Source organism: Mesorhizobium sp. M0028 (assembly GCF_040323855.1).
Classification (GTDB): domain Bacteria; phylum Pseudomonadota; class Alphaproteobacteria; order Rhizobiales; family Rhizobiaceae; genus Mesorhizobium.
Map to the genome: position 1 here is coordinate 63,297 of NZ_JAMYVG010000026.1, position 14,042 is coordinate 77,338.

18 protein-coding genes are annotated in these 14,042 nt (G+C 63.3%); 5 read left to right on the plus strand and 13 right to left on the minus strand.

The features are described from left to right. Positions 1-117: 117 nt before the first annotated feature. The 9 genes from NKJ93_RS29910 to NKJ93_RS29950 form a co-directional block, all read right to left on the minus strand. Positions 118-1,053, minus strand: coding sequence for a phosphatidate cytidylyltransferase (locus tag NKJ93_RS29910; RefSeq protein WP_352481711.1), 936 nt, complete (start codon positions 1,051-1,053; stop codon positions 118-120). A 22-nt stretch (positions 1,054-1,075) separates the two neighbouring features. Continuing rightward, positions 1,076-1,738 (minus strand): lysophospholipid acyltransferase family protein, encoded by a 663-nt coding sequence (locus NKJ93_RS29915; RefSeq protein WP_023722954.1) that lies wholly within the window; start codon positions 1,736-1,738, stop codon positions 1,076-1,078. An 8-nt stretch (positions 1,739-1,746) separates the two neighbouring features. Further along, positions 1,747-2,175 carry a hypothetical protein gene (locus tag NKJ93_RS29920; RefSeq protein ID WP_031195380.1) on the minus strand — a complete coding sequence of 143 codons (429 nt, stop codon included), beginning with the start codon at positions 2,173-2,175 and terminating at the stop codon, positions 1,747-1,749. Continuing rightward, positions 2,172-3,515: a phosphatase PAP2/dual specificity phosphatase family protein gene (locus NKJ93_RS29925; RefSeq protein WP_352549529.1), complete on the minus strand. Its 1,344-nt coding sequence runs from the start codon at positions 3,513-3,515 to the stop codon at positions 2,172-2,174. Before NKJ93_RS29925 ends, NKJ93_RS29920 begins: the two co-directional genes overlap by 4 nt. Positions 3,516-3,517: 2 nt before the next feature. Then, positions 3,518-5,305: a bifunctional alpha/beta hydrolase/class I SAM-dependent methyltransferase gene (locus NKJ93_RS29930; RefSeq protein ID WP_023718095.1), complete on the minus strand. Its 1,788-nt coding sequence runs from the start codon at positions 5,303-5,305 to the stop codon at positions 3,518-3,520. 26 nt (positions 5,306-5,331) lie between these two features. After that, entirely contained in the window at positions 5,332-5,934 is a 603-nt protein-coding gene (locus NKJ93_RS29935) for a CDP-alcohol phosphatidyltransferase family protein (RefSeq protein ID WP_023718096.1), read from the minus strand. A 109-nt stretch (positions 5,935-6,043) separates the two neighbouring features. After that, the gene (locus NKJ93_RS29940) at positions 6,044-6,724 is read right to left on the minus strand and encodes a hypothetical protein (RefSeq protein WP_036244507.1); all 681 of its coding nucleotides are present in this window, start codon (positions 6,722-6,724) and stop codon (positions 6,044-6,046) included. A 70-nt stretch (positions 6,725-6,794) separates the two neighbouring features. Next, positions 6,795-7,316 carry an Hsp20/alpha crystallin family protein gene (locus NKJ93_RS29945; protein ID WP_352592755.1) on the minus strand — a complete coding sequence of 174 codons (522 nt, stop codon included), beginning with the start codon at positions 7,314-7,316 and terminating at the stop codon, positions 6,795-6,797. 29 nt (positions 7,317-7,345) lie between these two features. Beyond that, entirely contained in the window at positions 7,346-7,822 is a 477-nt protein-coding gene (locus NKJ93_RS29950) for an Hsp20 family protein (RefSeq protein WP_023718098.1), read from the minus strand. 341 nt (positions 7,823-8,163) lie between these two features. On the opposite strand from NKJ93_RS29950, the gene NKJ93_RS29955 reads away from it, so the two are divergent. Further along, positions 8,164-8,376 carry a hypothetical protein gene (locus NKJ93_RS29955; protein ID WP_245278542.1) on the plus strand — a complete coding sequence of 71 codons (213 nt, stop codon included), beginning with the start codon at positions 8,164-8,166 and terminating at the stop codon, positions 8,374-8,376. A 137-nt stretch (positions 8,377-8,513) separates the two neighbouring features. After that, positions 8,514-8,783 carry a DUF982 domain-containing protein gene (locus tag NKJ93_RS29960; RefSeq protein ID WP_023718100.1) on the plus strand — a complete coding sequence of 90 codons (270 nt, stop codon included), beginning with the start codon at positions 8,514-8,516 and terminating at the stop codon, positions 8,781-8,783. 191 nt (positions 8,784-8,974) lie between these two features. Here the strand turns inward: NKJ93_RS29960 and NKJ93_RS29965 are convergent, their stop codons facing one another. Both NKJ93_RS29965 and NKJ93_RS29970 read right to left on the minus strand, forming a co-directional pair. Further along, positions 8,975-9,493 (minus strand): hypothetical protein, encoded by a 519-nt coding sequence (locus NKJ93_RS29965; RefSeq protein WP_352592758.1) that lies wholly within the window; start codon positions 9,491-9,493, stop codon positions 8,975-8,977. 351 nt (positions 9,494-9,844) lie between these two features. Beyond that, complete coding sequence (locus NKJ93_RS29970; RefSeq protein WP_023718102.1) at positions 9,845-10,114, minus strand: usg protein; 270 nt, start codon at positions 10,112-10,114, stop codon at positions 9,845-9,847. 288 nt (positions 10,115-10,402) lie between these two features. On the opposite strand from NKJ93_RS29970, the gene NKJ93_RS29975 reads away from it, so the two are divergent. The 3 genes from NKJ93_RS29975 (at position 10,403) to NKJ93_RS29985 (ending at position 12,723) form a co-directional block, all read left to right on the plus strand. Beyond that, positions 10,403-10,717 (plus strand): co-chaperone GroES, encoded by a 315-nt coding sequence (locus tag NKJ93_RS29975; RefSeq protein ID WP_023718103.1) that lies wholly within the window; start codon positions 10,403-10,405, stop codon positions 10,715-10,717. A 59-nt stretch (positions 10,718-10,776) separates the two neighbouring features. Continuing rightward, positions 10,777-12,408 carry a chaperonin GroEL gene (gene groL / locus NKJ93_RS29980; protein WP_023718104.1) on the plus strand — a complete coding sequence of 544 codons (1,632 nt, stop codon included), beginning with the start codon at positions 10,777-10,779 and terminating at the stop codon, positions 12,406-12,408. Between the two features lie 102 nt (positions 12,409-12,510). Next, positions 12,511-12,723: a hypothetical protein gene (locus NKJ93_RS29985; RefSeq protein WP_023718105.1), complete on the plus strand. Its 213-nt coding sequence runs from the start codon at positions 12,511-12,513 to the stop codon at positions 12,721-12,723. A gap of 67 nt (positions 12,724-12,790) precedes the next feature. On the opposite strand, the gene NKJ93_RS29990 is transcribed toward NKJ93_RS29985, so the two are convergent. Together NKJ93_RS29990 and NKJ93_RS29995 are read right to left on the minus strand one after the other, a co-directional pair. Continuing rightward, positions 12,791-13,270 (minus strand): GNAT family N-acetyltransferase, encoded by a 480-nt coding sequence (locus NKJ93_RS29990; protein WP_023718106.1) that lies wholly within the window; start codon positions 13,268-13,270, stop codon positions 12,791-12,793. Between the two features lie 108 nt (positions 13,271-13,378). Continuing rightward, positions 13,379-13,747: an endonuclease domain-containing protein gene (locus NKJ93_RS29995; RefSeq protein ID WP_352496058.1), complete on the minus strand. Its 369-nt coding sequence runs from the start codon at positions 13,745-13,747 to the stop codon at positions 13,379-13,381. Between the last annotated feature and the right edge of the window lie 295 nt (positions 13,748-14,042).

The following is a 14,042-nucleotide window of genomic DNA, read 5'->3' on the forward strand; positions in this document are numbered from 1 at the left end:
CGCGGCAGTGGGGTTATTACCGTTTTCGCGAAAACGGTAATAACGAAACGGATCAGGTTATCTTCGCAAAGTCGCGCTGAACCGTCCGGACGGTGCCGCGGCAAACGGCGCCAACCCTCATACTGTCCAGAAATAGCGCACCGTATGAAAGAACACCGGGGCGGCGAAGACCAGGCTGTCGGCACGGTCCATCATGCCGCCATGGCCTTCGATCAGGTGGCCCCAGTCCTTGACGCCCTGATCGCGCTTGATGGCGGAGGCGACCAGCCCGCCGAAGAATCCCATCAGGCAGGCGACCAGAGCGACGCCGGCCGCCTGCAGCGGCGAAAACGGCGTCAGGAACGACAGCAGCGCGCCGAGCAGGCTCGATGCCGCCAGCCCGCCGACCAGTCCCTCCCAGGTCTTCGACGGCGAGACCGTCGGCGCCAGGAGGTGGCGGCCGAACAGTTTGCCGAAGATATATTGCAGCACGTCGCTGCCTTGCACGGTGACGATCAGGAAGGCGATCAGCAACAGGTTGCGGCCTTCGAAACCGGGTACTTCGAGTGTTAGCAGCGCCGGCACGTGGCTGACGCAGTAGACCGAGATCATGACCGCCCATTGCTGCGCCGAGACGCGCTCGAGAAAGCGTTCGGTGTCGCCGTGCAGTGCGGTGATCGCCGGCATCAGCAGGAAGCAGTAGACCGGGATGAAGATGGTGAAGAGCCCGTACCAGGCGGTCCACACCAGCCAGTACTGGAACGGGATGACGATGCCGAACATGCCGAGCAGCACCCAGTGGTCGCTGCGGCGGCTGTGTGTCAGCGTCACGAATTCGCGCAGAGCGGCGAAGGAAATCAGCGCGAACAGGATGGTCATGCCGGGGCGGCCGAAGAAGAAGGCAACGGTGATCGCCACCACCATCACCCACCAGGCATTGATGCGCTGGGTGAGGTTGACCAGCGTCGGCGACAACGGTTTTGGCGCGCGCCATGACAAGACGCCGGCGACGACGCTGGCGCTGATCAGCACCGCCAGTAGGCCGACAATCAGAATGAGGGTTTCGTGCATCATCGGCAGCATTTTGCCTTGGTCCTCAATCGTCTCGTTGCGGCCGGGGGTTCAGCGCCAGCAGCGTTTCGCGGGCACGGTCGAGAAAGGCGCGGCGTTCCTCACCCGGTTGAATAGCGATCGGCGCGCCGAAGACGACACGGCAAAGCAGCGGCACCGGCACGAATTGCCCCTTGGGCAGCACCCGCGACATGTTCTCAATCCAGCACGGGATGAGTTCGACATCGGGCCGCGCCATCGACAGATTGTAGAGGCCGGAGCGGAACGGCAGCAGCGGTTCGTCGGTCATGTTGCGCGTGCCTTCGGGAAACAGGATCAGCGAATGGCCCTGATCGAGCACTGACAGCATGATCGAGATCGGGTGCTGCGTTTCATCCGTCCACTGCCGGTGGATCAGCACGGAAGACAGCATGTCCTCGGCAATGAAACGGCGCAGCCGCGTCTTGCCCCAATAATCGGCGGCGGCCACCGCATGGGTACTGGCGCGTTCCTTCTCGCTGAGGCAGGCCGACAGCAGGATGAAATCGCCGTGGCTGGCATGGTTGGCGAAGTAGATGCGCTGCCGGTCCGATGGCTGGCTGCCGTTCCAGATCGGCCGCACGCCGGTGACCGCCCAGGCCAGCGCCGACAGGCCGACCGAGGTCACCGTCTGCAGCAAGGTATAGGTGCTGACACGAAGCTTTGACATGTACGGGCTCAAAAGAATGCCGCGACGACCGAGGCCGCCGCGAACAGGCCGAACGTGATACGCTGCTTGGCAAGCAGGCGGCGCGTGCCGGCTATCCGCTGGTCGAGCGAGCGGCCGCCGGCCGCCGTGGGTTTCAGCCGCATGCGCGCCAGCACATCGTCGACCGCGGCACCGCCGCCTGCCTCGCTGGCGTGGCTGGCCATCAGCCGGAACAGCAGCGCGTCGAACAAAAGCAGGGCCGAGAGAATGATTGTGGCTATGGCACCCGCTGCGGCGATCAGCCAGGCTACCGCCGACAGCGACGATGTTTGCGGCACTGCCGCCAGGCCGACGACCGGCGCCGCCAGCAAGGCAGCGGCAACCAGCAGCAGCGGCCATGCCACCTGCACCATCAGCCCGGCGGCGAACGTCTCGGCCCTATCTCGAAAGGCGGTCATGCCGGTGCGTCCACGCCAAGATGCACCGGCCGGCCCGCGGCGGCGAGCTTGCCTCGCGCCTGAGCCGGCGTGTCGGCCCGGCCGCTGGCGACCAGCCATTCGGCGACGACGGCGGCGCTGCGCTGGAAGCCAAGCGCACAGCAGACCAGCACCGTGCCCTGGCCCCGCGCCGTCTCGATCGCCGCCACCGCTTGCGCACGCGCCTCGCGAGACGGCGGCAAAAGGTCGACCATGGGCAGGCTCACCCAGCGGATCGAGGCGCCACGCGGCCTTTCCAATTCGCCGGCAAGATCGACCACCGTGCCGAAGGCGTCGGCCTCGGCGGCAGTCGGAAAACGGCCGAGGCAAACACCGTCGGCGATGACGATCTGCGCTGGAAGCTTTCGCGTCCACGCCCACACATTGACCCTGGCAACAAGGCGGTAGGGCCAAAGCAGGAGACGGCTGGCCAGCGACACGCGGCCATCAGCTGTTTTCTGGAACACTTTGGCGCCGGCGCCGGCATAGGCGAAAGCGACGATGGCCAGCGCCAGTGCCGGCCACAACAGGATGAGCCACAGCGCCGAGACCAACGCGCCGGCAGCGGCACTGGCCAGCGCAAGGCTTGCGCCGAGCGCATAGAACAGCGCCAGCCGCCGCGCTTTCGGGTCAACGCTCATACGGAAGCCGGCGAACGGCAGCTCGCCGTCGCGCGGAAACAGCCACAGAGCGAAAAGGCCGAGCAGCGCGCCGGTCGGAATGTCGATGAAATGGTGCTGCCACGTCGTCAGCACCGAGGCGCCGATCAGGAAACACCAGACATGCCAGGCGGCGCCGGCGATGCCGGTCAACCTGTGACGCCAATGGTCCCAGATGATGACCAGTAGTGCGATGTGCAGCGACGGCGCCTGGTTGAAGGGCTTGTCGAAGCCGCCGAGCACGGCGAACATGAAACCGGGCAGGCCGCTTGTCTGCGGACGCACGAAGGTCGCCGTCAGCGGGAACAGGATAAAGCAGGCGACGGCGATGATCTGCGCCGTCAGATAGCGGCCGGCGAGGCGGTCGACGCCGTTCTTCGAATTGTTCAACAGCAGCGACAGGCCGTAGAATAGATTGATCGACCAGTAGGGCACGATCGTCCAGGCAAGGAACGGGATGCCATGCTCCCAGCCGAAGACGATGCTGCCGACATCGTCGCGCCGCGACGCCAGCCAGTTGGCGAAGCCGTAGGTGGAGTAGAAGAACGGCGCCAGAAATGCCAGCCACAGCGCGGCGCGCAGGACTATCCCGGGATACGGCTCGCGCGGCAAGGCCGGAAGGGCAGGGGCATCGCGAGGCAAGGCAGAGGCAGGCAAGTCCATGCTCAGACGCGCCGGGCGATCGAAACGGTGAAGATGCCCCACTGGTCGATGCGCTGGTCGAGCTTCTCGAATCCGGCGCCCGCCACCAGCTGGTCCATCTCGGCCTGCGTGCGCCGACGCATCACCCAGGCCTGGCCGCCGCGATGCGAGGTCAGGCTGCGCGCGATCATCTCGAGCTGCGGATGCCAGGGCTGGTTGGTGTAGACGAGCAGGCTTCCGGGCTGCATGGCGCCGGCCAGTCCACCGAGCGAGCGGGCGATCATGGCATTGTCGGAAAACAATTCGTAGAGCCCCGAGACGATGGCGAGATCCGGCGCCGGGTCGAGGCCGGCCAGCATCGTGGCGTCGAAGGCGTCACCTTGATGGAACGAGACGCTCGCCGGCAGCTTGCGCTCGGCGATCAGCTTGCGGCCGAGCGAGATGTTGAGCTCGGAGAAATCCTGCAGCCGCACGCTGGCCGGCGGCTCGGCGCATTTCTGCACAGCATCGAGCACGTAGCGGCCATGGCCGGCGGCGATATCGACGATATGGACCGGCCGGCCGGCGGCCTTCAGCGTCTCAGCGGCACTGCCGATCAGCTCTTCCAGATGCAGCTTGCGCTGGCGGATGCCGCGCCAGCCAATAGCATCGAGAAAGGTGCGGTCGATCATGCGGCCGCCGGGGCCGATGCCCCGCGCATCGTTCTCGTAGACATAGTCGAGCGTCGAGCCGGAATCGAAGCCGGTGGCAATCCCGGTCTTCATGCCGGACGACAGCCATGCGCCCATGCGGATCGAGGCGCGGCTCGTTGCCCAGTAGAGACCTTTGGGTGACAGTAGCGGCAGCGGCGAGGCCAGCCGGTCGGCCTCGTCGCGTGTGTAGCCGGCGCGGTCGGCCCCGGTCAGGTCGAGCGGCTTTTCCGGCGCCGCGAACTGCTTTTCGAGGAAAGGCCTGATCAGGTCGAGTGCCTTGTGGCGGTCGCGCTCGCCCAAAGTGTCGTGGAAGAAGCCGGGCAGCACATGCCGCTCCTTGGCCGGGCTCGCCAGATTGACGAAAAACTCGTGCTGCGGTCCATGCCGCACCACCCAGTCGCTGCCGGAGATCAGAAGCTGTGTCGGCACGGTGATGGCGCGGGCATCGGCGACGATGCGCGCTGCGTGGTCGTAGAGTTCGACCAGGATGTTGGAGGCGATCGGCCGGGTGATCAGTGGGTCGGCGTCGAAGGAGGCGATGCGCTCGGGATCATGCGTCAGGAATTTCGCCTTGACGTAGGAATTGACGAAGAAACGGCCCTTCAGCTTCTGCCACAACGCAATGCCTTGCTTGGCGAAGGGCACGTAGAGCTTGACCGAGAAGGCCGGCGAGGCCAGCACCAGGGCGCGAATGTCAGGCGCATAGTCGTGCACCCAGGCGGCGGCAAGCACGGCGCCGAAGGATTGCGCGATCAACGCTATATCGCGCCGGGCAAAGCCGTCACTGCCGATCTCGCGCACGAAGCAATCGATGTCGCGCACCAGCGCGGCAAACGACGGCGCATAGCCGCGCTCGCCGGCGGAGCGGCCATTGCCACGCGCGTCCCAGGCATAGAAGGCGTGGTCGGGCATCTGGAGCTCGTCGACCAGATGCGCCATGCGGCCGCCATGCTCGTGGCCGCGATGGAACAGCAGGATGGCACCCTTGCGATGTTCCGACAGCGCCGGCCAATAGCGATAAAAGATCTCGGTGCCGTCATGGCTCTTGAAGCTGCGCTCCTGCGCCACCCGCTCGACGTTGGCTGGAGCCACGGCGGCAACCGTCTGTTGGTGAAGCATGTTGTTCTCCCTGGCGAGACCGGAATTCAGCTGCCGTTCCCGTTAAGGCCGCCGCGTATCCGGTTGATGGCGGTCACCAGCGAGAGTGTAGCCATGGCCGGAAACACGAGCGGCGTGAGCGCCGGGACCCACAGGCCGGACGCGATAAGCACCGCGAGGATGCCAAGCGCCAGCGCCCGATCGCTTTTGCCGAAGGGGCCGGCATAGTTGCGCCCCGCTCCGGCCGCGATGCCGAGCACGCCGGCGAATTCCGCAATCACCGCCGCGATAGCGAATGCAACGACGCCCCAGGCAGGAAAAATGACGGCAAAGGCCAGGATCAAAGCGAGATCGGAGACAACATCGCAGAGCTCGTTGAGATACATGCCGAGCTTCGAGGCCTGGCCATGTTCCCTTGCCAGCATGCCGTCGATGGCATTCAGCGCCATTCGCGTAAACAGCACGAGCGGCATCAGCAGAAAGACCATGCGGTGGCCGGCAAGGGCTGCCACCACAAGGCCGGTGAAGAGCGAGAGGGCAGCGGCCAGCAGCGTGATCTGGTTGGCGGTGACGCCGGCCCTGGCCAGTCCGTCGGCAAGCGGCCGCAACCTGGCCTGAAAGGCCGGTTTCAGCGCATAAAGCGTCGGCATATGCGAACCCCCCGGCCGCGGTGCAAATAATGTTGGCGAGGATGGTCAATTGGCGCGCAAGACGCAAGGGCGTCGCCCTGCCACTTTTCGACATCCGGATGTGTCGGCGCTAGCTTTCGCTGTTGACATTGTCGCCCGGGAACAGTGCGGGCAAGCTTTGTTCGGCCGCCGCCCAGGCGCGACTGTGGTAACGCCGCAGGATGAGAATGCATGCGGCGAAGACCAGCAGCCCGCAAATCACGCCGAGCGTCATGCCCCCGCCAAACGCGGACTTTACAACGATGCCGGTGAAGACGCCGGCGATGGCGCCATTGATCGTGCCCACCATCCCCGCGGTGGTCATGAAATATTGCAGCGGTGAGGGCCTGAGGCCCTTGTCGACCAGCACCGCCGAGGGATCGTCATGGGTGGAATTGACAAGGTATCTTTGCAGGACGGGCGTCAGCTCGACGAAATAGTGGCGGATCCTGGCCATGCCGCGGGCATGCACCATGTCCTCGATGGCAACCTGCACCGCGCGCACGAAGGTGACCAGGCCGATGAAGAAAAGGCAAGGCAGCAAGATCAGGCTGAACAGCACGAACGGCCTGCCCATCTCCGTGACCTGCGCGACGAAGGACAAGGCAATGGTTGCGCTCGAGACCGAGGTCAGGAACAGATCGGCTCGCTGGTTCGCTTCCTGAATGGTCGCGGCGCGAGCATTTTGCAGCACGAAATGCTCGGTCGTCAGGCACTGCAGGGCTTGCTGCGCCTGGTCAGGCGGAACCGGAGCGTCGGGAGAACGGGTCATCGACAGTTGCCCCCTCTGCCCGCCGGAACCGGCAGGGCAGAAGGGAGGGTCGTCGTCCTGATGTGAGCCATCAGGACTTGCCGTTGCCGTCGTTGATGGCGATACGCTTGGCCTTGGCCTGGGCGCGCTCCGTCTCCGGCAGCGTCACGCTGAGCACTCCGTTCCGGAAGGCGGCGTTCACCTTGCCTTCGTCGACTTCGTAGCCGAGCGGGATACGCCGCTCGAAACGGCCATAGAAGCGTTCGGAGAACTGCCTGTCCTTGTCCTCGGTCTCTTCACGCTTCTCGCCGCGCAGCGTCAGTACGCCGTCATCGAGCAGCAGCTCGATGTCCTTCTCGTCCATGCCGGGGATCTCGGCGGTGACGCGGATCTCCTTTTCGCCATCGGAGATTTCGACACTGGGCCAGCTGGCGCGGGCAGCGGAGAAGCCACCGAGCGACGGCAGCCGCGTGTCGAAGCCGCGGAACGCCTCGTCGAACAAGCGGTTCATCTCGCGATGCAGCGTCAGGAAGGGATCGCGATCGCCGTCGCGGAACAGGCTGGGGGCCTGATTGTTCTCCCGGCCCCAGGGAATGAGATCACGAATAGCCATTGCATAGTCTCCTTTCTCGACTGGTGCATTCAGGCAGCCTGCTTGTTTGCTTCGTCTTGCGCGACCTTCGGCCCGGTCTTCGGCGAGGCGACATCGGTCGCGATGGCGATGCGCCGAGGCTTCATCTCCTCGGGCACCTCACGTACCAGATCGATGCTGAGCAGGCCGTTGTCGAGCGTGGCGCCCGCGACCTTGACGTGATCAGCAAGCTCGAAACGGCGGGTAAAGGGCCGTGCGGCGAGGCCATGATGCAGATACTCCGCGTTATCCGGCTCCTTGTGCTGGCCGGAGACAATCAGGAGGTTGGGTTCATGGGTGATTTCGAGGTCGTCCTCGGAAAAGCCAGCGACGGCGATGGTGACGCGGTAGTTGTTCTCGCCGCTGCGCGCGATGTCATAGGGCGGCCACGCGTCGAAAGCCTGCGGGGCATTTTCCAGCAGGTTGAAGACGCGGTCGAAGCCGATGCTCGACCGATAGAGCGGGGAAAAGTCGAATGCGGTTCTCATAGCTACATCCTCCATCGAGCAACATAGATACGAGGAGCGCCAAAGAGCTGGCGCTCCCTGGTTTCGCCGGCCCCATTTCGGCGACCGGTGCCATCGATCTGGTTATTGTCCGCCGCAAGTCAAGACCCGGCGGCTTTCGCGTTGCCGGTTTTTCGGTCGGTTCGGCGAGGCTGCCAATCTCCCTATTTGCGGCGAGATGTCCGGCAGGAGATTGCCTGTTTGCCAGCTGGCTTCAATCGCCAACGCCGAGTTCCCCGGCGGGTTATTGTCTGCCGCAGGTCAAGACCCAGATTCCTCTGTTGCCGGGGCTCCGTTCCCGGCAATCGCAGATGGAGCTGACCATGACACGCGACGAGATCATTTCTGTGGTGGGCCCGGTCGACGACGCCGTTATCGCCGACATTGCGGCGACAGACGGGACGGTCCAAGAATTGCGTGAGGCCCTGGCCTGGATCGCCGCCGACGAGGCGCTGGTGAACGAGGGCCGACCGCTGCCGACGGCAAGAGTAGCGATGCTGATCGAACTGCTGCAAGGGCCGGACGAGGAGGAATAACCGGCCATTTCCGCGATGCTCTTGAACCGCGCAGAGAGACGAACCATGTCCTTCAGCGGCGCCGGCCGGCCGCCGGTGCCCGCCAGCATGACGTTGCTGCTCAAACAAGAAGACGATCACAAGACACGGAGGAAGTGATGGACGACGTCCGCTTTGCCGAGCCGATCACGTTGAAATTCCAATCCAGCGAGCGCAAGGTCGCCAGCAGTTGGGAAGCCATCGAATGCATGCGCCAGCAGTGGCCGGACCGTGCACGCGGCCGGAGTTGGCGCGCTGCCTATCGGACCTGCCGGGACGCGCTCGACGGTTGGCACACCGCGCGTGATGCGCGCAAGGCCTTCGCCAGGGCGGCGCGCAAGGCCGGGTTGCTCGCATCGGCCCGCAAGCCTGTCGACCACGCCGGCTAGTCCGGACCCCTCCGATATTGTGAGATCCAAAACAAGTGGGGAGAGGCAGCTGCCTTTCCCCCACTCCGGAGACTTTGTCCGCTGTCTAGTGGTACCCACCTGACTTGTACCCACTGACATAAGAGTCCGGCTCGGGATTTCCCTTGGCTACACGCGAAGGAGCGGGATTTTGCTTGGGCCAACTCAGTTAGTCACCGTCGTGAAAAGTTCGAGTACCAATTCCATTCCCACGTTCTGCCTGCATCAGCGGAGAACGCACGGCTGTAAATCGGGGTTTGCGGGTTGCGCTTATCCCAGTGGAATTTTACGATAACGTCCTTGCCGGCCACAACCTCACGGCCGAAGAATTCGCCTTCGTCGCCATTGAACGAGCCCACCTTTCCGTCGTCGAGTTTGCCCGCGTTGCTGTCGGCCCAGTAGATCGTCCAGAGACGCGTCTTTGGATCGAACAATCGCACGGTGAGGCCCTCGAACGGCTTTCCTCCCAACTCCGTACGAAAAATGTCGAAGTTGCCCAAACCCACCAGGATTTGGCGGAACTCTTGGGTCGCGTCGAATTCCTCCCACTCGTCGCTGCCGGCCAGCGGTTCCTTCAACGTACGGTTCCTGATGTTCCAGTTGCCCACCAAATAGTCGAAGTCATTTTTGGACGACGTCTGGCTCGCCGTTATCGCAAGTTTCCCGTCCGATGAAAGAGAGAACGCACTCATCTACTTTCCTTTGGATCGACGTCGTGCCAGCACTGCCATCGCCGCGGACATGACGAATGTATGGGCGTTTCTGCGATGACTTCGGCGCGCTTCGCATGTCCAATCGCGGCAACAAGTGGATGGGACCCAACCGCGCGTCGTGAGGCACGCCCGCCGTCGCCTCCATGTTGCAACGCGTAAGCCGAAGACCCGTTCCGGACACGATCCGCTTCGGTTAGCTCCGCCACTCCGTCGCGAAGTCGCGTTGCTCCGCGCTCCACACAGGATTTGCTAACCGCCTTGAACCCCTGAACCGACCGCCCAACCGGATACCAAGTGTCACTGACCACTAGCGGCTGATCGGCTTGCTCTTCAGTGGACGGTGATGATGCCGTTTACGGCCCGCCATTCGGAGGGCTGGATCAGGTGATGATGGGCGACGCGCACCGAATGCAACGGGCCTTCGATCTCGCGCTCCCAGAAATCAAGGAAATGCTTCAGCGTCGGGAAATCAGGGGCGATATCGTATTCCTGCCAGATATAGAGCTGCAGCAGGCTTCGATGATCGGGTAGGCGGTAATGGATCTCCGCCGTGGTGAGGCCAAACCCTTGCATCTGGAGCTGAAAGTCCCTGCTGGTCATGCAATCTTCCTTCCGTTGAAATCTCCGTCCGCGAAAACGCCTCTTGTTCCACATAGGTTCCAGTCGCGTCGGGAGAGCGACGAATGTGCAAGCAATTACAGTACATTGGCACTCTCATTGGTCGAGTTCTAAAATTTTTGCGTGACCCTCTTGAAAGCAGAAAAAAGCGCGACTAGTTCGTATGCACGCGATGCCTGATGAAGGGGTCGCGCACCCCGTGCCGGGCCGATATTGCCGGTCCGGTCAGGAGGATCTCCGAAAATCTGTTTGTCCCGAGAGGAGAACGACATGACGTTCCGTCCATTGCACGACCGTATCCTGGTCCGCCGTATCGAGGTCGACGAGAAGACCGCCGGCGGCATCATCATCCCCGACACTGCCAAGGAGAAGCCGCAGGAGGGCGAGGTCATTGCCGCCGGCCCCGGTGCGCGCGACGACAGCGGCCAATTGCAGCCGCTCGATGTCAAGGTCGGCGACCGCATCCTGTTTGGCAAATGGTCCGGCACCGAGATCAAGCTCAATGGCGAGGATCTGCTCATCATGAAAGAGAGCGACGTGCTGGGCGTTATCGAGGGCGCCGGCGAGATGAAGAGGGCTGCCTGAGGGGGGCCTGAACAAGCATTCCAGTCAACGAAAAGCTGCCTATTCGAAGGAGTGATCCAATGGCTGCCAAAGATGTGAAATTTCATACCGAAGCCCGCGAGAAAATGCTGCGCGGCGTCGATATTCTCGCCAATGCGGTGAAGGTAACGCTCGGTCCAAAGGGCCGCAATGTCGTCTTCGATAAGTCGTTCGGCGCGCCGCGCATCACCAAGGACGGCGTGACTGTCGCCAAAGAAATCGAGCTCGAGGACAAGTTCGAGAACATGGGCGCGCAGATGGTGCGCGAGGTCGCCTCGAAGACCAGCGACACCGCAGGCGATGGCACCACGACCGCGACGATTCTTGCTCAGGCCATCGTCAGGGAAGGGGCCAAGGCGGTCGCTGCCGGCATGAACCCGATGGATTTGAAGCGCGGCATCGACAAGGCGGTCGACGCCGTCGTCGCCGACCTGAAATCCAATGCCCGCAAGGTGACCAGGAACGACGAGATCGCCCAGGTCGCCGCCATCTCTGCCAATGGCGATGCCGAGATCGGCCGCTTCCTCGCAGAGGCGATGGAAAGGGTTGGCAATGAGGGTGTCATCACTGTCGAGGAAGCCAAGACCGCTGAGACTGAGTTGGAAGTGGTCGAAGGCATGCAGTTCGACCGTGGCTACCTCTCGCCCTATTTCATCACCAACCAGGATAAGATGCGCGTCGAACTCGAAGAACCCTATGTGCTGATCCACGAGAAGAAGCTGTCCAACCTGCAGGCCATGCTTCCTGTGCTCGAAGCCGCCGTGCAATCCGGCAAGCCGCTGTTGATCATCGCCGAGGACGTCGAAGGCGAGGCGCTGGCGACGCTGGTCGTCAACAAATTGCGCGGCGGCCTGAAGGTTGCGGCGGTCAAGGCGCCGGGCTTCGGTGACCGCCGTAAGGCCATGCTCGAAGACATCGCCATCCTGACCGGCGGCACGGCGATCTCGGAAGACCTCGGCATCAAGCTCGAGAACGTCACGCTGGAGATGCTCGGCCGCGCCAAGAAGGTGCTGATCGAGAAGGAGAACACCACCATCGTCGACGGTGCCGGCCGCAAGGATGAAATCCAGGCGCGCATCAGCCAAATCAAGGCGCAGATCGAGGAAACCACCTCCGACTACGACCGCGAGAAGCTGCAGGAGCGGTTAGCTAAGCTCGCTGGCGGTGTCGCCGTCATCCGCGTCGGAGGCTCGACCGAGATCGAGGTCAAGGAGCGCAAGGATCGCGTCGACGACGCCATGCATGCCACACGCGCGGCGGTCGAGGAGGGTATCCTGCCCGGCGGCGGCGTGGCGCTGCTGAGGGCGGCGAAGGCGCTCGATAACGTTGTCGTCGACAATCCCGATCAGAAGACCGGTGTCGACATCGTGCGTCGCGCCATCGAAGCGCCGGTGCGCCAGATCGCCGAGAACGCCGGTGCGGAAGGTTCGATCATCGTCGGCAAGCTGCGCGAGACGACCGACTTCGGCTATGGCTGGAACGCCCAGACCAACGAGTTCGGCGACCTGTACGGGCAGGGCGTCATCGATCCGGCCAAGGTCGTTCGCACTGCGCTGCAGGGTGCCGCCTCTGTTGCCGGACTGCTGGTGACGACCGAGGCGATGGTGGCCGAGAAGCCGAAGAAGGAAACGCCCATGCCTCCGATGCCCGGCGGTGGCGGCATGGACTTCTAAGATCAGGCTTTCAAAGCGAGATTTCGAAACGGCAGATGGGCCGTGTCCGCCAACGCGGGCACGGGCTTGCCGGTTCGGGTCGAATGCTGAGCAGGTGTTGCCATGGATATGACGGACAGTTTTGGGAAGATCGCGGCGCCGACCCGCCCGAAGAACGATTTCAACTATGAAACCGATTGCAGGGCGGCGCTGGCGCCTTTGGTCGACGGCCTGCTGGATATGGCCGAGTCGGCCGGCTGGGACCGCCGCAAGGCTGCCTACACGCTGATGTTTCTGTCGGCTCAACGCGTGGGAGCCGGCAAGGAAGGAGCGTAAATGATCGCGGCGCGGATGCGCGATTGCCTGCTCTAGTGGGGAAATTGGCAGCTTCGCCGACAGCGCTCTAAGCCATCGGTAGCAACCGGCGCATAATCAGCGAGGCGTGGCCGCCCACCCCGTGTGCAGCCGGCCGGCGCTCGACCACTTCGAAGCCGTGCTTGCGATAAAAGGCGATTGCCCGGTCGTTGCCCTCGATCACCTCCAGCGCGATGCTGGGAATCCCCGCATGCGCTGCAAGAACCGCGTGCAAAAGATCGGCCGCCAGCCCGGTGCCGTACTCGCTTTTGTCGATATGGAGCCGCTCGAGCATGACATCGCCCTTGTTGCCCATCGCGGCCATCGCGTAGCCGGCGAGCGAGCCGTCCGCCCGCTCGGCTACGAACCACATCTTGCTGTCGTCCCCGAGCTCGGTCACCAGCCGCTCCGGCGCGTGCTTCTCATCCGACAGCCGTGCCGTGGTCTCGGCACCCAGGATTGGCGAATAGGTGTGGCGCCAGGATTGGCCCAGCAGCCGCGATACCGAGGGCACGTCCTGTTCGGTCATGGTTCTTATTTGGGTCATTGGCACCTCGCCTCAGAAACCTGCCCCTTTTGAGCGGAGATGTTCGGCAGGACAGAGAGGTGCTGTCCCGCCGATCCTGCACGGCCGAGTTCAGCGCACATCCGCGCCGGCCGTCATGACTATGTGCTGGCAGACATTGTCGATATCGCGAATGACGTCGTCGTTCCAGAAGCGCAGGATAGTCCAGCCCAGCGCTTCAAGGCTCGCGCTTCTTGCTGCATCCGATGCCGAAGCTTCGGCCTCAGCATGCTGAGAGCCGTCCAACTCGACAATGAGTTTTTTGTCCGGACAGGCAAAATCGACGATAAAGCCGGCGATGGGCATCTGGCGCCGAAATGGCAGTCCCATGAGACGATGCGCCCGGACCTCATTCCAGAGCTTCAGCTCGGCATCCGTCATGGCCTTGCGCATCTTGCGCGCATTGCCGCGACTACGGGGAGGTACGGGATAGTGGTTCACTACTTCTGTTCCTCAGCGCGAAACTTGCCTATCCCTCTCCGCTGCGCTTGAACACCCCCCTCTGTCCTGCCGGACATCTCCCCCTCAAGTGGGGAGATTGGCAGCTTCGCCGAAAGCGCGCTTCTTTGGAGAGTGGCGAAAGCTGGAGCGACATCCGATCTCCCCCCTTGAGGGGGAGATGTCCGGCAGGACAGAGGGGGGTGCTGTCCCGCCGACCTGACCTGGATCACCGCCTTACCCGCGATTTCAGCCAGCGGTCGAAGGCGACGGCGAGGATGAGGATCAGGCCGATGAC

Coding starts and splice junctions, on each gene's coding strand:
- NKJ93_RS29910 (WP_352481711.1), bottom strand. CDS start 1,053: ATGATGCACGAAACCCTCATTCTGATTGTCGGCCTACTGGCGGTGCTG.
- NKJ93_RS29915 (WP_023722954.1), bottom strand. CDS start 1,738: ATGTCAAAGCTTCGTGTCAGCACCTATACCTTGCTGCAGACGGTGACC.
- NKJ93_RS29920 (WP_031195380.1), bottom strand. CDS start 2,175: ATGACCGCCTTTCGAGATAGGGCCGAGACGTTCGCCGCCGGGCTGATG.
- NKJ93_RS29925 (WP_352549529.1), bottom strand. CDS start 3,515: ATGGACTTGCCTGCCTCTGCCTTGCCTCGCGATGCCCCTGCCCTTCCG.
- NKJ93_RS29930 (WP_023718095.1), bottom strand. CDS start 5,305: ATGCTTCACCAACAGACGGTTGCCGCCGTGGCTCCAGCCAACGTCGAG.
- NKJ93_RS29935 (WP_023718096.1), bottom strand. CDS start 5,934: ATGCCGACGCTTTATGCGCTGAAACCGGCCTTTCAGGCCAGGTTGCGG.
- NKJ93_RS29940 (WP_036244507.1), bottom strand. CDS start 6,724: ATGACCCGTTCTCCCGACGCTCCGGTTCCGCCTGACCAGGCGCAGCAA.
- NKJ93_RS29945 (WP_352592755.1), bottom strand. CDS start 7,316: ATGGCTATTCGTGATCTCATTCCCTGGGGCCGGGAGAACAATCAGGCC.
- NKJ93_RS29950 (WP_023718098.1), bottom strand. CDS start 7,822: ATGAGAACCGCATTCGACTTTTCCCCGCTCTATCGGTCGAGCATCGGC.
- NKJ93_RS29955 (WP_245278542.1), top strand. CDS start 8,164: ATGACACGCGACGAGATCATTTCTGTGGTGGGCCCGGTCGACGACGCC.
- NKJ93_RS29960 (WP_023718100.1), top strand. CDS start 8,514: ATGGACGACGTCCGCTTTGCCGAGCCGATCACGTTGAAATTCCAATCC.
- NKJ93_RS29965 (WP_352592758.1), bottom strand. CDS start 9,493: ATGAGTGCGTTCTCTCTTTCATCGGACGGGAAACTTGCGATAACGGCG.
- NKJ93_RS29970 (WP_023718102.1), bottom strand. CDS start 10,114: ATGACCAGCAGGGACTTTCAGCTCCAGATGCAAGGGTTTGGCCTCACC.
- NKJ93_RS29975 (WP_023718103.1), top strand. CDS start 10,403: ATGACGTTCCGTCCATTGCACGACCGTATCCTGGTCCGCCGTATCGAG.
- groL (WP_023718104.1), top strand. CDS start 10,777: ATGGCTGCCAAAGATGTGAAATTTCATACCGAAGCCCGCGAGAAAATG.
- NKJ93_RS29985 (WP_023718105.1), top strand. CDS start 12,511: ATGGATATGACGGACAGTTTTGGGAAGATCGCGGCGCCGACCCGCCCG.
- NKJ93_RS29990 (WP_023718106.1), bottom strand. CDS start 13,270: ATGACCGAACAGGACGTGCCCTCGGTATCGCGGCTGCTGGGCCAATCC.